This is a genomic window from Edaphosphingomonas haloaromaticamans (assembly GCF_001853345.1).
Classification (GTDB): Bacteria; Pseudomonadota; Alphaproteobacteria; order Sphingomonadales; family Sphingomonadaceae; genus Sphingomonas_E; species Sphingomonas_E fennica.
Genome location: NZ_MIPT01000001.1, coordinates 2,557,851 through 2,576,284, shown reverse-complemented (window position 1 = coordinate 2,576,284; position 18,434 = coordinate 2,557,851). Strand labels below are relative to the sequence as shown.

Below are 18,434 nucleotides of genomic sequence, written 5' to 3'. Positions count from 1 at the left end.
TCGCAAGCTGAAGGGCATAAGCGGAAGCGAGCGCCACGGCCTATTTCCCCGAACAGACGTTCTGGTCGGAAGTGTCGAGGAAGGGCGCGAACGGGCAGGCGATGTAGCGCAGCCGGACCGATCGGCCGTTGGCGAGGCTGATCTGCACCTGATCCGATCGGCGGGCGGGATCGGCATTGCCGAAGCCGCCGAGCTGGAGCCCGGCCTGATGCGCGCCGAGGAAGGCGATCATGTCGTCCTGGTCGATGCCGTCACCCGATACGCCGATGGCGCCCACCAGCACGCCGCCGCGAAAGATCGGCACGCTGCCGGGGAAGATCTGGATGCCGTTCTGCAGCCGGTTGCGCCCCGGCGCGGCATCGGGGGTGAGGGTGCAGCGGCGTGGCGTATCGGTCGCGCTCGCGCCCAGCACGAAATTCACATGTTCCAGGATGTTGCCGATGATGAGCGCCGACTGGAGGCCGGTGTTGAACGGGCTCCAGCCCGTGATCGGGAGCGAGAATGGGCCGGGCGAAGTGCCGACTTCCCCGTCCGGGAAATAGGGGCGCGAAAGATTGCCGACGGTGCGGTCGCCCATGGCCAGCTTGCCGGTAAGCGCCGTCGAATCGCCGAAGAAGGCGCGCGCGCGGGCGACATTGCCCTGCACGTCCGCCGATGGGTTGCCGAGCAGGTCATCGGCCGCATGCGGGCCGGAGAAGAAGGCGGCGGTGCGCGCCTTCTGGAGCGCCACATCGGTGCCGAACACGGGCGCGTCGGGCGATCGGACGATGCCGAGCGGTGCGCCATCGGTATCGACCACGCTGATCGTCACCTGCGCGCGGCTTTCCAGCGGGCGGCGGATCTGGGCGCGGGCGCGCGTCATCACCGCGAAGGCCTGGGTCAGCAGCGCCCGGACCTCGGCGGCGGTGAGCGGCTGGGAAACGCCATCGGTGCCGGCGCGGATCGGAAAGCGGTTGGCGCCCGATCCATCGGTGAGGATGAAGGCGGCCTTGTCGTCGATGGTGCTGCCGGAGGAACGTTCCGCTGCCGTCGCCGCGCGGATGCCCGAGGCTTCCGTGCCATAAGCCTGGCCGGCGCGGATCGTGCCGTCGAAATAGCCGTTGATCGCGATCAGCCCGCCAAGGCCTGCGGCGTTTAGCTGGGCGAGCGGGCGGGCGGCGGACGGCTGTTTGAGCAGGCCGGCGGCGGTGGCATCGGCATAGCGCAGCGAGGTGCCGTCCACGGCGATGCGATCGGCGCGGATCGCATCGGCCGGCGCGAAGCCGGACTGGCCGGCCAGTGCGATGAATTCGTCCGCATCGGCGTCCACGTCCAGCGTGTTGGCGTCATAGCTGTAGAGCGGATCGGACATCACGCCGATGCCGCCCACCACCACGCCATTCTTGTAGAGCGGCATGCCGCCCGGATCGGCGGCGAGGCCGAGCGGCGAGCGCTTGGGGCCGATAAAGCTGTCCGCCGATGCGGTGCCGTTGAAGCGGGCGGCGAGATCGGAACAAGGAAGCTGGCTGAACTGCACGCCGAACAGCGGCCCGCTTTCCAGCCCCACCGTGCTCGGCGCGGGCGGGAAATGCTGCTGCACGATCTGGCTGGCGGTGCGCGTGGTGAAGGCGTTGCCGCTGGACGACAGATAGGCGCCGGTGATCGCCTTGGCGATGGCACCGGCGGCGATCGCGCCGTCGACGGGCACGTCCAGGCCCTCGGCATCGCCGGGTGTCACCGGGCCGCGATCGGCGGGCGACCGGATGGAGAGGGTGAGGGGCGCGCCGGCCATCGCATAGACGGCAAGCACGTTGCCAACCCGATCGGTGACGGCGATCACCGCCGGCCTGTTGCGGGCGGTGGCTTCCTCCACCGCGCGGGCGAGCACGCCTTCCACATCGGCGGCGCTGAGCGCTTCCTGCGCAGGCGCCGTATAGGGATCGTTGGGGGGCGGTGTAGTCGTGCCGCCGCCATTGCCCGAGCCGCTGCCTCCGCCTCCGCCTCCGCCTCCGCCACAGGCGGAGACGAGCAGCGAGGCGCCGCAGAGGAAGGCCGTGATCCGCATGCCCCGCATCAGCGCAGCCTGCCGATTGCCGAGGATGCGCTGGACAATGCGGCCCGGAATTCCAGCGGGCGGAAGGCGTTGGGATCGCGCACCGCCGCATAAGCGCGGTTGATGTCCCCACGGATCGCGGCGGCCGAGGCGGGCGCGACCTGCCCGGCATTGACGAGGCCGTTCAGCAGCGTGTCCGTCGCCATCACCGCCTGCACGGCGCCTTCATAATCGGTGTAGCGCTGGGCGCTCGCGGTGGACGCGACTGCATCGATGATCGCGAAGGTCTGGGCGCGGCCGAATTCATTGGCGGCGAAGCTGTCCGCCAGCGCGTTCGCCGTCGTGCGCAGGCGCTGGGCGGCGCGGATCGCGGTGGGGCGATCGGTGGCGAGGGCCGCGTGGAAGGCGCGGCTGTCCGCCTCCAGCCTGTCGGCCAGCGCGGGCGCGGCGGCGCGCGCGGCGGCCGATAGCATGATCATGTTCTCGTCGTTGAACGGTGGCATCCCGGATGGGATCGGGCGCCCCGGATTGGCGAGCGCCGTCGTGCGATAATCCGCCTCGTCCGAGATGCGGCGATGGCAGCTATGGCAATCGAAGAAATAGAATTCGGGGAACAGACCATCCTGTCCCAAGCGGGCATCGGCATAGAGCGAGAGCGCGCGTTCGAGCGCCGCCGCCTGGCCCACCGCCCACATGCGGACATTGCCGATCCGCCCCTTGCGGCGGACATAATCGGCATCCTCGTCATGATGCTGCTGGAGGGTCGAGAAGAGATCGAGCTCGAACGAGACGCGCGGATGGCCGGCGGCCATGATGCGGTGGCTGACGAACTGGCCGGGGCGATCGCTGCCGAAATGGCAATCGAGGCATTTTTCCGCCCGAGCGCGCGGGTTGGTGAGCGGATAGAGGCCGGCGGCGATATTGCCCTGATGCGTGGCGCCGACCGCATAATGGCTCGATATCCAGTTTTTGGCGCCGCCATGGCAGGATTCGCAGCCGACGCCGTCACCGATCTGGAAGCGCGGGCCGCGCAGCGAGGGCGCGACCGGATCGGCATGGCAGCCAAGGCACATCGGCGCGCTGGCGGCGGATTTCAGCCCGAGCCGCTGGGCGATGGCGCGGCCGCGCGGTTCGCTGAGCACGCGGAAGGCGCGGCTGTGCGCGCCGGACGGGGAGGATGGCTCCTGCCAGCGCATCAGCTCGTCCTGCCGGACGATGCGGCCGTCCGCCTCGCTGCGGCCGTGGCAGGTGGAGCCGGAGCAGGAGGCGACGCCGAGATGGATGGTGGCGGTATCGCGCGAGGGCGCGCTGCGGCCGGGCGAAAGCGGGGCAAGCAGCAGCAGGGCGAAAAACCCCGCCACGGCCGTTGCGAGACCAAGCATGCCGATCAGCCGGGCGGACGCCCCGGCCGACAATCCCCCTGACATTGCGCCCCCCGCCGGCCTCCACGGCCGGATCGCTGCCTATCCCTGTGACCCGATCTGCTTATCGGCGGGCATCTATGTTCGCTCCCTTCCGCCTAGGCAAGACAGGAAAGTGGATAATGGCCGGAAATCCGCCGTTTTTCAGGGCGAACGGCGGCGGATGACGAGATTGCGTATCTCCGTCATGTCCTCCATCGCAAAACGGACGCCCTCGCGGCCGAGCCCGGAATCCTTGACGCCGCCATAAGGCATGTTGTCGACCCGGTAGCTCGGCACGTCGTTGACGATGACGCCGCCCACATCGATCCGGTCCCACGCATCCAGCACCTTGAAGATATCGCGGGTGAAGATGCCGGCCTGGAGGCCGAAGCGGCTGTCGTTGACGATGCGGACGGCCTCGTCCCATTCGGCAAACGGGATGAGGAAGGCGACGGGGCCGAAGGCTTCCTCCCGGTTCAGGCGGGTATCGGCCGCCACGCCTTCCAGCAGCGTCGCTTCCAGCATCGCGCCGTCGCGCGTGCCGCCGCAGAGCAGGGTGGCGCCGCGGTCCAGCGCTTCGGCGATCCAGCCTTCGAGGCGCGCGGCCTCCTTCTCGTCGATCATCGGGCCGATGAAGGTGGCTTCATCATGCGGATTGCCGGCGACGAGCGCCTTCGCTTTGGCGACCAGCCTGTCGCGGAAGGCATCATAGACCTTCTCGTGCACGATGATGCGCTGGACGCCGATGCAGGACTGGCCGGACTGGTAGAAGGCGCCGAAGATGGTGCGATCGACGGCATCGTCCAGATCGGCATCGGCATCGATCACGACGGCCGCGTTGCCGCCCAGTTCCAGCACCACCTTCTTCTTGCCGGCCCGCGCCTTCAGATCCCAGCCGACGGCGGGCGATCCGGTGAAGGAAAGGAGCTTCAGCCGATCGTCGGTGGTGAACAGGTCCGCGCCGTCGCGATGGGCGGGCAGGATGGAGAAGGCGCCCTTCGGCAGGTCGGTCTCCGCAAGCACCTCGCCGATGATAAGCGCGCCAAGGGGCGTGCGGCTGGCGGGCTTCATGACGAAGGGGCAGCCCACGGCGATGGCGGGCGCCACCTTGTGAGCGGCAAGGTTGAGCGGGAAGTTGAAGGGCGAGATGAAGGAGCAGGGGCCGATCGGCACCCGTTTCCACATGCCCTGATAGCCGCGCGCGCGGGGCGAGATATCGAGCGGCTGCACCTCGCCCGTCAGGCGCACGCTTTCTTCCGCCGCGATGCGGAACGTATCGATCAGGCGGCCGACCTCGCCCCGGCTGTCGCGGATCGGCTTGCCGGCCTCGACGCACAGCGCGAAGGCCAGTTCCTCCGCCCGTTCGGTGAAGCGGGCCACGCAATGCTGGAGGACGGCCTGCCGCTCATAGGCGGCGAGCCGCGCCATCGGCCCGGCCGCCTCCACGGCAGCGGCGATGCCTTCCTCGATCACCGCCTGATCGGCGAGCGCCACGCGGGTCGCGACCTCGCCGGTGAACTTGTCCGTCACGGCAAGATCGGCATTGGGCTGGCGCGCCGCGTTAGCGACGTAGAGCGGGTAGGTGGGTTTCAACGCCATGAGCTTCCGGCTCCCCTTGGATTGAAACTTCAAACGCCGCCGGCGGCGGATCGCCTCAATCGAGGGCGAGCCGCCATTCCCAACGCAGCGGATCGCCGTCCATCAACTCGATCCCCTGCGCGGCGAGCGCGTCGCGGATCGCATCCGATCGGGCGAAATCCTTCTCCGCGCGCGCAGCCTGGCGATCGGTGAGCTGGACCTCGATATCCGCCTCCTCCAGCGTGGCGCCGGCCGGGCGCATCCGCAGATCGGCTCGGTCGAGCGTGAGGAGGCCGAGGCCCAGCACCAGATCGAAGCTGGCGGCGAGGCGGAGGCGCAGATCGGGCGACCATGCCTTCTTCGCCACCGCTTCCTCCAGGATGGGGAGGGCCTGCGGGATCATCAGATCGGCGGAAACGGCTTCGTCGAAGCGGGCGACGAGCGCCGCCGCGTCGGCCGGAAGATCGCTTTCCAGCACGCTGCGCTGATAGGCGAAGGAGGCGCCCTTGGTGGCCGCGGCTTCCGCAACGAGGCGCAGCCAGGGCAGGTCGCCGGCCTTATCGCGCAACTGGACGACCGAGATCAGCAGCCGCTTCAGCCGGGTGAGCGCCGCGCCCAGATTTTCGGGCGAGAATTCCAGTTCCGACCGGTAGTGCGCCGACAGGCAGAGCAGGCGATAGGCGAGCGGGTGGACGCCGCGATCGACCAGCGATTGCAGCGTGGCGAAGCCGCCCTTCGATTTGGACATCTTGCCGCCGCGATCGACCAGGAAATTGTTGTGCATCCAGATGTTGGCGCCGGTGGCGGCAGTGCCGGTGAAGGCCTGGTTCTGTGCGATTTCGTTGCAGTGATGGATTTCGCGATGGTCGATGCCGCCGGTGTGGATATCGAACTGCTCGCCCAGATACTTCATGCTCATCACCGAGCATTCGAGATGCCAGCCCGGCGCGCCGACGCCCCAGGGCGAGGCCCATTCCATCTGGCGGGTGCTGCCTTCGGGCGACTTGCGCCAGATGGCGAAATCGGCCGGATGGCGCTTGCCCTCCACCGCCTCGATCCGGCCGACGACCTCATCGGGCCGGGTGCCGGCAAGGCGGCCATAATCGGGCACGGTCGTGACATCGAAATAGAGGCCCGAGTCCAGCTCATAGACCGAGCCATGCTGTTCGATCCGGCGGCCGAAGGCGATCATATCCTGGATATGATCGGTCGCGACGCTCCAGATCGTGGGCGGAAGGATGCCGAGCCGGGCGATGTCGTTCTTGAACGCATCGGTATAGAAAGCGGCGATTTCCCAGATGGTGCGCGATGCGGTGCGGGCCGCGACCTCCATCTTGTCGTCACCTTCGTCCGCGTCGGAGGTAAGGTGGCCGACATCGGTGATGTTGATGACGTGGGTGGCGTTCCAGCCCTTCCAGTTGATCGTCCGGCGCAGCGTATCGGTGAAGACATAGGCGCGCAGGTTGCCGAGATGGGCGAAATTATAGACCGTCGGCCCGCACGAATAGATCTTCGCCATTTCCGGATCGATCGGCGCGAAGGGCTGGGTGGCGCGCGTCACGCTGTTGAACAGGACCAGCGGCTGGCCGGCGGGGGCGGAATGCGGCATCGATCACTTCATCCGGTCGAAGGGAAAACGGGCTCCTAACCCATGGCCGCGGGATACGCCAATCCCGCGATCAGGGGCAGCCCGGGATCAGGGCTGGTGCTGGCCGCGATCCTTGCCCGATCCGGGCTTTTCCTGATCCTCGTCATCCTTGCGGGTGCCGGTGACCTGCTGGCCGACCGTATCCAGGCCGCCATCGGGCGTGTCGAGCCACAGGTCCTCGTTGCCGGCGCCGGTGACCGGCTGTTCGATCACCGGATCGGCCGTGATGCCGGCGGCATCGGCGAACTGGATGACGGGCGTGTTGAGCGAGCGGACAAGGCCGGTGGATTCGCCTTCGCCGTCCTCTTCGTCCGGGTCCAGCGCGGCGATCACATCCTGCTGGGGAATGCCGATCGGGGTCGAGCTTCCGATGCTGCAGGCAAGCCCGATCAGCAGGCAGCCGTTGATCGTCGAGCGGGGATGGAAGCCCGCCATCGAGCCCGAACCCTCGCCCCGGAGAGTCACGGTGCGGACCAGCGCCTCGCCGGTGAGGAAAGTGCCGTCCGCCAGCGCCTGGCGACCGTTGATGACGACTTCCGGGGTCTGGCCGGCGGCGATGAGGGCAAGCCCGCCTTCGCCGACGGTGAAGCCGCCGCGCACGCCGCCCGCCGTGGCATCGACGGTGCTGTTCTGGATATAGAGGCCCCGGCCGGCACGGAATTCCATGCCGCGCGCCAGCAGGAAGCCTTCGGCATTGTCGATGCCGTCGCTGTTGGCCAGGCGATCGTTGCGGGCGTTGATATCGGCCATGCCGGAGATATCCGTCCACGCCTGGGCGGTGCCGACGAAGATGGTCGGGGCATCGAGCGCGAGGGTGCCGCCAAGCCCGCCGGACGCGTTGGCGATACGGATCGATCCGGTGGCGGTATCGACGAGGATGCGATCGTTCGCCGCAAGGACCAGCCGATCGCTGTCGGCAGCGCCGGTGAGCGAGATCGTATCGACGACGCGGAGCGTGCCGCCGGCGCCCAGCCGCAATTCGCTGCCCAGCAGGTTGCGGCGGCGGCCGGCCTCGCCATCCTCGCCGGCCGATCCGATCACGTCGAGGCGGCCGACATCCATGTCGCCATTGGCCACGATATTGATGTCGTGCGCGGCCAGGCGGCCGAACTCGTCATTGGAAAGCGACCAGCCTTCCGCGTTCCCGCCGCCGACATGGCTGATCTCTTCGCCGATATTGGTGAGGGTGATGCTATCCGTATCGAGGCCGATCAGGGCGGTGCCGCCCTGTCCCGTTCCGATCGCGATATCGTAGGAACCGACGCTGATCGTGCGGGCATCGATCGTGCCATCCAGCGTGGCGAGACCGCGCGCGGTGACGTCGATCGCGCTGCCGGCGCGGGCATCGACAAGGCGGACATCGCGGCTGTCGAGGCGGATCGATCCGCCGGCATCGGCCCCGGCAAGGTCGATCGCGCCGAGGGCGGATATGTCGATATCGCCGGTGGCGGCTATCCCCGTGGCCGTGGCGAAGCCGCTTGCGGTGAGGGCGATCCTGTCGCCCGCACGGGCATCGACGAGGCTGATGTCGGTGCCGTCGAGGCGGATCGATCCGCTGGCTTCGATATTGGCGAGATCCAGCGTGCCGGTGCTGCCGATATCGATATCGCCGGATGTGGCGCGCAGGCCCGCGAGGCTGAGGTCGCGTTGCGAACGGAGGTAGATGCCGGCGCCGGCAAGGTCGATAGGGCCGCCCGCCGCGATATCGCTGGTGATGCGGATATCGCCGCTTTCCGCCGCGAGACTGATGCCGCCGCCGGCCGACAGCGTGTCGATGGCGATCGTGGCCGCGGCGATGGCGATATCGCCCTGCGCGCGCAGGGTGGAGGCAGAAGCCGCGCCGTTGGCCGTAATGTCGATCGCCCCGGCATTGACGATGGTGCCATTGCCGAGATCGATGTCGCCGCCGGCCTGGAAGCTGGCGCGTGCCGCGCGGATCGTGTCCACCGGATCAGCGGGCTGGGCGTGGCTGGACCTGATGTCGTTCCCGGCGACGACGGCAAGATCGCCGCCGACGTCGAACAGCCCGGTGCCGCTGGCGGCGAAGACGACATCGCCGCCCGAGGTGATCGCGGTGCTGTCCGCAACGCGGATCGTGCCGTTGTCGACATTGACGGCGACGGTGCCGCCCGATGCGGCGTCCCCGCCGATCGCGCTGAGCGTCGCGCCGCCGCCCACGGTGAGCAGGCCGCCGTTGCGCACGGCGAGCGCGACCGATCCACCCTGGGCGGCGGCTCCTTCGGTGGCCGCGCCGCTGCCGCCGTCGAGGACGAGATCGCCGGTGAGATTCAGCGTGACGCCGTCGAGGGTGAGGGAACTGCTGCCGCCCACGACATTGCCGGCTGCGGCAGCGGCCGCGAAGGCGAAGCTTTCGCCGCTTTCGCCGCCTTCGCCTTCTCCGCTGCCTTCGCCGGGGAGGATCGCGGCCGAGGCATCGAGCGTGAGGGAGCCGGGGCCGTAATCGATCGCGGTGCCGTTGGATGCGCTGAAGCTGACGGTGCCGCCGATCACGTCGAGATCGGCCCCGCCTTCGCCCCGGATCGAGGCGCCGGCGCTGAGCGACAGGCCCGATCCGATGGCAAGCGAACCGCCCGAGGTGGCGATCCGCGCGGTGCCGCCCCGGGCATCGCCGACCAGCGAATATGGCGAGCCATAGCCGGTGGCCCCGGCCGAGATTTCCAACGTGTCGGCGGTGACGGCGCCTGCGGGCTGGAGCGTCAGCTCGGCAAGGCCGCCCTGGGCCGCGCCGCCCGTCGCCAGCGGGCCATCGAACATCCCGTAGCCGGCATAGCCGCCCCGAGCATCGGCGATCGCCGAGAGATAGCCGGCGGCGAGATTGCCGGATTCGACCCGCAGGCTGGCCGTGCCGCCGGTGCCGGCGCCGCCGTTCGCGCCGCCCGTGCCCGTTCCGCTGGCATAGCCGCCGAAGCCGCCATTGCCCGATGCGCTGACGGTGGCACCCGAGACTTCCACGGTGCCGCCGGCGAGGCGGAAGGTGGCGGAGCCGCCGGCGCCGGCGCCGCCGATGCCGGCCGGGGCATCGCCCAACGCGCCGCCGCCGGAACCGCCATCGGCATCGGCGGAGACGGTTATGCCCATGCCGCTGAAGGCGCCGCCTTCGATCAGGAGCGACGCCGTGCCGCCCCGACCCGCGCCGCCCGTGCCGGCGGCCGCGAGATCGCCCACCGATCCATCGCCGCCGGTGCCACTGGCGATGATGTCGAGATAATCGGCCTGCAGCACGCCGCCCGGCCCGATCCGCAGCGCGGCGATGCCGCCGGTGCCGGCGCCGCCATCGCCGCCGTCGCCATAGCCGGACTCGCCGGCATTGCCGCCGATGCCCGCCGTGTCGAGGCTAAGACCGGCGAAGGCGAAGGTGCCGCCGGCAAGGCTCACCTCGATACTGCCGCCCATGCCCGTGCCGGCATTGCCGTTGTTGCTGGCGGTATTGCCGCCCCTGCCGATGGCGGAAAAGGTGCTGGAGAAGGCGGAGCCGATGCCGCCGCTGGCGAGGTTGACGCGGATGTCGCCGCCCGTGCCGCTGCCGCCGGTGCCCCCGAAGCCTTCGCTGGAGAAGGTCTGGCCCGTCGAACCGCCGCCATAGGCATCGGCATAAGCCACGATGCCGTAGCCGATATCGATAAGGCTTTCCGCCGATGCGGCGGCGATATCGAGCAGGATCGATCCGCCCCGCGCGTCGCCACCATTGCCGGCATAGCCGCCGATGCCGCCATAGGCGGTGGCATCCAGATCGATGGCCATCGCGGCCGACAGGCGGGCGCCGCCGGACAGCGCGAGGCTGATATCGCCGCCCTCCGCCGCGCCGCCGGCGGTGCCGTCTCCGCCACGGGCGGATGCATCGAAGACGAGGCCGTTGCCGATATCGAGGAACGCGCCATTTTCTAGCGCGAGGCTGATGTCGCCGCCCGATCCGCTGCCGCCGGCACCGCCGCTGGAGCCGCCTTCGGCAGATGCGCTGAGCGTCACGCCGCGGGCGACGGACTGGGTGGTGTTCGATAAGCGGAGGCTGACGGTGCCGCCCGTGGCGCTGCCGCCAATGTCGTCGGACGTGAAGTCCGTGGAACTGCCGATGCCCCGGCCGGTGCCGTCGGCGGTGAGCAGGATGCGGCCATTGCTGCCGAGGGTGAGCGTGGCGGTATCGATATCGACCGCAACCCGCCCACCATGGCCGCTGCCGCCGAACCGGCCGGAGCCGCCGCCGGCGTCGGCCTGGATATCGAGCCCGCCGCCGAGCGAAAGATCGCCATCCGCGAGGCGGAATTCCATGGAGCCGCCCGTGGCGTCGCCACCGTGGCCGACGTCGAAGGCGTCGCCGCCGCGCGCAATGATCGCGAACGAGAATGCTTGCGACGAGATGGAGCTGCCGCTGGCGGTGAAGGCGCCGCTGCCGGCCGTGGCCGATCCCGCCGTGCCGCCGGTGGCCGATGCATCGCCGCCGCGCGCGCTGACGTCGATCGTTGCCGAGGGGAGGTTGACCAGGCCGCTATCCCGGAAGGAGAGGGCGGCCCGGCCGGCGGACGCATCGCCGCCGCGCATCGCGCCGGCGCCGCCCGCCGCATCGGCGAGGACCGCGACCGAGCCGAGCGACGAAAGCGTGGCATCAGCGAAGCTGAGCGAGCCGCCGCCCGTGCCGTTCCACCCGCCACCTAAGGCGCTGCCGCCATTGCCGGCCATGCCGGCATCGGATTGGCCGCCTTCGCCGCCGGTGGCGCTGACATCGAGGATTATCGACCCGGCGGCGAAAAGCGCACCGATCGCCACCGTGGCGTTGCCGCCTGCGCCGTTACCGCCATCGCCGCCGTCGATGACGTCGCCATAGCCGAAATCGAAACCCCGGCCGCCAAAGCCGCCGATGCCGTTGGCGAGGACATCGAGCCCGCCGAGGAACAGCGAGCCGCCGGTCTGGGTGGCGGCCGCCGAACCGCCGGTGCCGTTGCCGCCGGAGCCGCCGGTAAAGCCCGTTTCGGCGGAATCCGTGCCGTTGCCGCCCAGGCCGGCGACATCGAGCAGGAGGCCGCCGGCGCTGAGCGCGCCCGCCGACTGATCGAAGATCGCGGTGCCGCCGGTGCCGTTGCCGCCGGTAATCCCGTTGCCGAAGCTATCGCTGCCATTGCCGCCGCCTTCGCCGCGCGCGGCGAGGCTGATCTGGCCGTCGACCTGGATATCACTGGCCGCGCCGGTGACGGAGAGGCGGACATTGCCGCCCGTGCCGGAACCGCCCGTGCCGCCGCTCTGCTGCGCATTGCCACCGAAGCCGCTGGCATCGACATAGAGTTGACCGGAAACGGAAAGCGAGGCGTTGGCGAGCGTGACGGTCGCGTTGCCGCCGAACGCATCCGCGGCGATATCTTCGGTGCCGCCGCTGGCACCGGCCGATATGAAGATATCGCCGGCATCGAGCGTGGCGCCGGTGAGCGAGAGGAGGGCATCGCCGCCGCGCGCGCTGCCATCGAAGCTGTCGGCGCCGGCGCGGATGAACAGCGACTGGGTATCGATCGATGCGCCGTTTGCCCCCGTCAGGCGCGCGGTGCCGCCCTGGACGTTGCCGAAATCGAAAATGGAGGCATCGATGGTGGTGACGCCGGTGACCGAAAGCGAGGCGCCTGCCCCGACATCGACGGCGGCCGTGCCGCGCAGGGCGCCGCCGGCATCGTCGCGATTGAGCGAGGAGACGAAGAGGTTGCCGCCGACGGTAAGGGAATCGCCGGCGCCCGCCTGCAGCACGGCATTGCGGCCGGCGGTGACGGACAAGCCCTGATCGAAGGCAAGCGGGCCGCCGGCGGTGGAGACCAGCGCATCGGTGCGGGCATATAGCGCGGTTTGCGACGTGAAGGTTCCGCCTTCGACGCGGATGCCGGCGCCGACGCCGCTGGCGGGGCCGGTGGAGGGATTGCCGCTGCTATCGAGGTTCGATCCGGCGGAAAGCACGACGGTGCCGTTCTGGACGTCGGCAAAGGCCGCATCATAGCCGACGGTGCCGCCCACCAGCATGGTGACGGCGACATTCTTGGGAATGGCCACCATGTAGATCGACTGGGGATCGCCGGCCCCGCTGGAGGCCGGTCCGGTGGTGGAGCCCGTGTGGGAGAGCGTCACATCGTCGCCTGCCGTGCCGGCGTTGACCGCGCTGCCGCTCTGCACCTCGATATTGAAGAGGCCGTTATTGATGGTGATGCGCGCCTGTTCGCCGGCGACATAGGCGGCCGATCCGTCGACCCGCACGCTGCCGCCCTGGGCGATGCGCGGCGCGACGACGGCGACATAGGCGCCGCCGAGGCCGGAATCGTAGCGCGCGTCGATCTGCGCGCCCGGCTGGATGGTGACGGTGGAGCGGCTGTTATCGGCCGCGCCGAAATTGTAGATGCCGTTCCCGTCCAGGAAATCGGCATCGGCCAGATCGCGCGTGGTGAGGAGCAGGCTGCCGACGTCGATCGTGGCCTGGGAGCCGATGATGAGGCCGTTGGGGCTGTAGAACCAGACCGCGCCACCCCGCGCGCCATCCACGCTGCTGCCGATATTGCCGTTGAGCAGCACGGAACGGCCGGCGGCGGCACCATCGGGAAGGATGCGGTTGAGGACGGTGAAGTCGCTCGCGCCCTGGAAGGTGGCCGAGGTGCCGGCCGGCTGGAATTCGATGGGCGCGCCGCCGGCCGCATTGTCGTCCGGCCGCCAGTTGATGATCGCGCTGGGGGCGTTGACCGTGACCGTCGTCTGGCCGGGTATGCCGTTGTTGACGGTCACGCCCGGGGTGGAGGAGATCACGCCGCCCTGGAAGGATTGCGCCGCCGCCGGCCCGTGCGCCACCGCCGCCGCGATCGCCGCGATCGCGCTGGAGGAGAGGAGCGGGCGGCGCGGCCGCGATGCTTTCGGCTGAAGGACCATGGCGGACATGTTCAACCTCTTTCCTTCTGAATGGCGCTTCATCCCCATGGCTCCCATCATCGCGACCAGGGAAAGAGGCGCGTCGTCAGCGATATCAGCAGGCGGGCGTCGGGCCGCCGTTCGGAAAGCCCGCTGGGTATCTTCTCCAAAGCCTTGGCGAGCGTGACATCCAGCCGCGCGCGATCGCCATAGACGAAGCGCACGCCGCCGCCGGCCGAGGACAATTGCTGGGGATCGGCATGGAGCGGGGCCACCGGCTGGTGCCGGTTCCAGATCCACGCCTTGTCGAAGAAGGCGAAGGGCTGGAAGGCGAGATCGTCCCGCGAGCGAGGGGCCATGTGGCCGATCCGCACCTCCGCCTGGAAGCCGGCGCCGCTGTCCCCGATCAGGGCGCCCGGATCGTAGCCGCGCCCGATCGTATAGTTGCCGGCCGAATATTCCTCGTAGCTCAGGAGCGCGCTGCCCGAATATTGCAGGCGCGGCGAAAGCGTGAAGGCGAGGGCGGGCATGGGGCGGAATTCCCCGAAGCCGCTGAAGCGGACGAGCGAGGCGGTGGGATCGGCCTCCACCCGGCTCGGCGGCACGGCGCCGTTCAGATAGCAGGCGAGATAGGGCTTCGCCCCGCAGCCGTCGCTGGCGCCGAAGATGTCGAGGCCGATGCGATATTCCAGCGATCCGCCGAAGCGCCAGCGCGGCTCCGCGACGCTATAGCCGGCGACGCTGGCGAGGCTGGTGCGATCGATCATGTCGAAATCGACGCGGCCATAAGCCACGCGCAGCCGATCGCGGGTGAGGGGGAGCAGCCCGCCGCTTCCGCCGCCGAAGCGCACATCCTGATCGATATATTCGAAGCCGCCCGCCGCCCGCAGGTTCACATTCTGCCGGCGCAGCACGGGATAGGCCATTTCCAGGCCGGCGACGAGCGTTTCGGATTTGATCCGCCCGTTCACCGAGGCGCCGAGATCGGGTTCCGACCAGGCATAGGTAAAGCGCCCGCCCAGCGTGAGCCCTTCGCTGCCGATCCGCATGTCGTAGCCGAGCTGGAGGACGCGCTGCTCGTCCCATTCGGGCGCGGCGTAGAAGCCGATGATCGCGCGATCGCCCAGGCCCAGCAGATCATAGAATTCGCCGCGAAGCTGGCCGCCCCAGCGGCCGACCTCGTGCGAGCCGAAATTCTGGACGCTGGCATCGATCACGAAGGGCGTCTTCTGGACGCTGACCTCGCCGATCACCTCGCCCGGAACCGTGCCGGCCGGGCGCAGCGTGAGGCGGACATCGAAGCCGGGAAGATCGCGGGCGAGGAGGAGATAGCGTTCGGCCTCCTTCTCGTTGAACGCTTCCTGCCCCTTGATCCGTTCGAGGTAGGAAGCGACCAGCTTTTCCGACCGCCCGGCATCGCCGCGCACCTGGACGGCCACCAGCTTCGCCATCAGCACGTCGAAATGGACGACGCCGTTCTCGATCCGCTGCGGCGGCACCTGCACGGCGGCGAGATAGCCGGCGCGGCGCAGGATGGTGGCGGCGGCATCGCGTATCTCGCACACGGCGGCGATCGGCACGGTGCGGCCGATATAGGCTTCATAGGCGGGCCGCAGCATTTCCGCCGGCACGACGCGGAGATTATCGAACTGGACCGCCGACAGGGTGACGCTGATATCCTTGAAGCGATCGCCGGCCAGCGGGCAGGGCGCGCGCTCGATCCCGCCTTCCACGGTGAGGCGGGCGGGGGAGCGGGCCACGGGGGCCGTGGGCGCGCGTTCGATCTCCTCCCGCGTCGGCGCGCCGGGGATGGCGCCCGGCGGAAGCGGTGGCGCGACCTGGGCGGCCGCCGGTGCCCCGGAAACCAGCAGGCCCGCGAGGACAAAACAGGATGCGTTGGACCTACCCAAGGACTTCATGCGCGCTCCCCTTGCGCTTTGTCGTGCGGCGCCCGCCTTTCCGGCGTGTCCGGCCGCGTGCCGGGCGACGGCGACGAGGCCGCCCGGAAATGCCTGCGATGACGAAGATCGCCCCCTTCGGAACCGGTTGGCCCGGATCGACGGCGCTGCGGCTATCAGCCCACCCCCCGCTTTTCAAGCGACAAGCGGGCGATAACCATCATCCTTTCGGCCTGGCGGCAGCCTCCGGCATCGCCACCGTTTCGATCAGCAGATCGAGCTGGGCCTCGCAGCCCTTGGTGATGAGGCGGGAGGCCATGTCCTCCAGCCCGGCGGGAACCGGATCGAGCAGCGCGAAGCGCAGCTCGCCCTGCAGGTTCATCCCGTCCCAGGCGATCCTGTAGCTGGCGCCATCCCTGACCGGGAGCGAGGCGGGCCATGCCTTGCGCGACTGGCCGGCGGCCCACTCGATCTTCTCGCTGCTGCCATCGGCGACGTTGGTGAGCGTGGCGGCGGCGGCGGTGCCGGCCGGGCGCCAGAGCGTGACGGCATCGGTATCGGCGATGCACACCGTGCCCGACCGTTCGACATCGACGAACCAGATGTTGGGGCTGCGATCAGGCTCCGCCGCCGCCTCCGTGGGCTTGGGCACGGCGCGGGTCGCCCCCGGCCGGGCGCGGCGGCTGGAAACCTCGGCAAAGGTCTCGCGGGAGTCGCTGGGCCGGTTGGTGGCGAGGTTGGGGCTGAAGGTGCCGGGGCCTTTCAGTGTGCGGGTGCCGCGGCTGTCGAGGATGACGACCTGGTCGCCCGCCTGGAGCGAGATCCGGCTGTTGTCCGCGAGCTGGCGGCCGGCCGGATAGGCCTTGGCCGATGGGCCGCTGGACCGGACGACGAGCGTGGCGGCCGAAGCCGGGACGGCGAGCATGGCCGCGATCAGCACGGCCATTGCCGTGGGCGGCTTAACTGTATCAATCCAGAACAAAATTTCCTCCCGGTCCCACCTTGCGCAGACGATATATCAGATTGGCGACGGCCACATCCTCGGGATGGTCCGCAGCATAGCGCTCCAGTTCGGCGAGCGCCGCCGTCTCTCCCTGGTCGAAGCGCGCGACCGATGCTGTGAGGGATGTCACAACCGCGCCGTCGAGATGCGGCACGGGCTCGAAGATCGCGAACGGCGTCGATCGGCCGCGCACCGTGACCCGGCCCATCGGGCGAAAGGGAACGGCCGACGTGCGGCGGACGACGGCCTCGCTCACCAGCGCGGCGGTGCCGAGTTGCTTGTTCGCGCTTTCCAGCCGCGCGGCGGCGTTCATGCTGTCGCCGAGCGCGGTATATTGGATGCGCCCCTCGCCGCCGAAATTGCCCACGATCGCCTCGCCGAAATGCAGGCCCACGCGGGTGCGCCCGATCGGCGGCACGCCTTCCGGCACCGATCGGCGGAATTCTTCCCCCGCCTCATACATCGCGATTGCCGCCATGACGGCGCGATCGGCATCGTCGGGGCGGGCGATCGGCGCGCCCCAGAAGGCCACCACCGCATCGCCGACGAACTTGTCGATCGTGCCGCCGTGGCGCAGCACGATATCGCTCAGCATGTCGAGATAACGGTTGAGGAGGGTAGCCACCATTTCCGGTGCGATGGCGTGGCTGAGCTTGGTGAAGCCTTCGAGATCGGTGAAGAGGGCGTAGATCTCCCGCTTCTCGCCGTGGAGCGCGAGCTGGTCGGGATCGCGCAGGATGAGGCTGGCGACATCGCGCGGCAGATAGCGGCCGAGCGCCGACTGGGCGAAGCGGCGCTGCTCCGATCCCACCGCGCGCGCCGCGGTGCCGACGGCGGCGAAGGCGAGGAACCAGCCGGCGATCCAGCCGAAGACCGGCAGGTGCTGGGTATCGATGCCGCTCGCCTGCGCCCAATAGGGGATGAGCAGGATCAACGCGATCTGGGCGAGGAGGATCAGGCCGAGCAGCCAGGGCCGCACGTCGAGCATGCTGGTGAGCCCGCCCATCACCACGACCAGGATCGCCGCCGCCCACAATATCCAGCCCGGCACGCCGCGATAGAGCGCGCCGTCCAGCAACTGGGCGAGCATGTTCGCGTGGATTTCCAGCCCGATGGTGGTGCCGCCCCGGATGCGGGTGGCCGGCGTTTCGAACTGATCGACATCGAAGATGTCGCCGCCGATCAGCACGTAGCGGCCGGCGATCTGCTGGCGCAGCACGTCTTCCGGGAAATCGCCGGTGAAGAGCTGGATCGGCAGCTTGGCGAAGACCGGCCGTTCGGGATCGAGCGGCGCGCGGAAGCGGACGGCGCCGGTATAGTTGCGAAACTCGGGATGGACGGGCGTGAGCGCGTTGGCGAGGAGCGGCGGCAGGCTGGCCGGCTGGTTGGGCCAGCTGCGGATCACATTGTCGGTAAGATCGGATTCGAGGAGGACGCTCGCCGGCTCCACCGCGCCGCCGGCGATGGATTTCTGGAAGGCGCGGAGAAATTCCTCCTGCCCATATTCGACATAATCGGGATTGGTGGCGGCCGAGACGAAGGCGAGCCGGGTGGGCGTGCGCATCGCCTTGAACGCGGCGACAAGGCCGGCATCCTCCGGCGTCGCCTGATCGATCAGGATATCGATGCCGATCGCCCTGGCGCCCATCCGGTCCAGCTTCGCCAGCGCCTTGGCCAGCGTGACGCGATCCAGCGGCGAGCGGCGGCCGGTCTCGATCAGGGTCTGATCGTTGAACACGACCATGACGATGCGATCGTCCTGCTCGGCAAGCGGGGCCGTGGAGGTCGCGCGGATATCGTAGAGCATGCGCTCGATATCGGCGGCTATCGGCACCTTTTCCCAGCTATAGCGGGCGATGAAGATGGCGAGCGCGAGGAAGGCGAGCGTGATCGCCATCCGCCACGGGCCGATGCGGCGGAAAACGCGCCGCAGCCTGCGGGCGATCCCGCCCGTCGCCGCGGGGGCGGGCTGATCGGGCGCCGCCATGGC

At 69.3% G+C, this 18,434-nt stretch carries 8 protein-coding genes; all 8 read right to left on the bottom strand.

Annotated elements, in window-relative coordinates; translation table 11 throughout:
* Positions 1–40: 40 nt before the first annotated feature.
* On the bottom strand, positions 41–2,053 hold the full coding sequence (locus BHE75_RS11835; protein WP_070933987.1) for a heme-binding protein: 2,013 nt from the start codon (positions 2,051–2,053) through the stop codon (positions 41–43).
* On the bottom strand, positions 2,053–3,459 hold the full coding sequence (locus tag BHE75_RS11830) for a cytochrome c family protein (protein ID WP_254684432.1): 1,407 nt from the start codon (positions 3,457–3,459) through the stop codon (positions 2,053–2,055). The genes BHE75_RS11835 and BHE75_RS11830 overlap by 1 nt, the downstream gene beginning before the upstream one ends.
* Positions 3,460–3,597: 138 nt before the next feature.
* Complete coding sequence (locus BHE75_RS11825; protein WP_070933986.1) at positions 3,598–5,034, bottom strand: aldehyde dehydrogenase family protein; 1,437 nt, start codon at positions 5,032–5,034, stop codon at positions 3,598–3,600.
* Between the two features lie 55 nt (positions 5,035–5,089).
* Positions 5,090–6,622, bottom strand: coding sequence for a cysteine--tRNA ligase (gene cysS, locus BHE75_RS11820; protein WP_070933985.1), 1,533 nt, complete (start codon positions 6,620–6,622; stop codon positions 5,090–5,092).
* Between the two features lie 87 nt (positions 6,623–6,709).
* Positions 6,710–13,573 carry a hypothetical protein gene (locus BHE75_RS25215; protein WP_070933984.1) on the bottom strand — a complete coding sequence of 2,288 codons (6,864 nt, stop codon included), beginning with the start codon at positions 13,571–13,573 and terminating at the stop codon, positions 6,710–6,712.
* A 47-nt stretch (positions 13,574–13,620) separates the two neighbouring features.
* Positions 13,621–15,462 carry a ShlB/FhaC/HecB family hemolysin secretion/activation protein gene (locus BHE75_RS11810; protein WP_070933983.1) on the bottom strand — a complete coding sequence of 614 codons (1,842 nt, stop codon included), beginning with the start codon at positions 15,460–15,462 and terminating at the stop codon, positions 13,621–13,623.
* A 199-nt stretch (positions 15,463–15,661) separates the two neighbouring features.
* Complete coding sequence (locus BHE75_RS11805; RefSeq protein ID WP_070933982.1) at positions 15,662–16,423, bottom strand: hypothetical protein; 762 nt, start codon at positions 16,421–16,423, stop codon at positions 15,662–15,664.
* Positions 16,410–18,431, bottom strand: a complete 2,022-nt coding sequence (locus BHE75_RS11800) for an adenylate/guanylate cyclase domain-containing protein (RefSeq protein WP_070933981.1) — start codon at positions 18,429–18,431, stop codon at positions 16,410–16,412. The genes BHE75_RS11805 and BHE75_RS11800 overlap by 14 nt, the downstream gene beginning before the upstream one ends.
* Positions 18,432–18,434 lie beyond the last annotated feature (3 nt).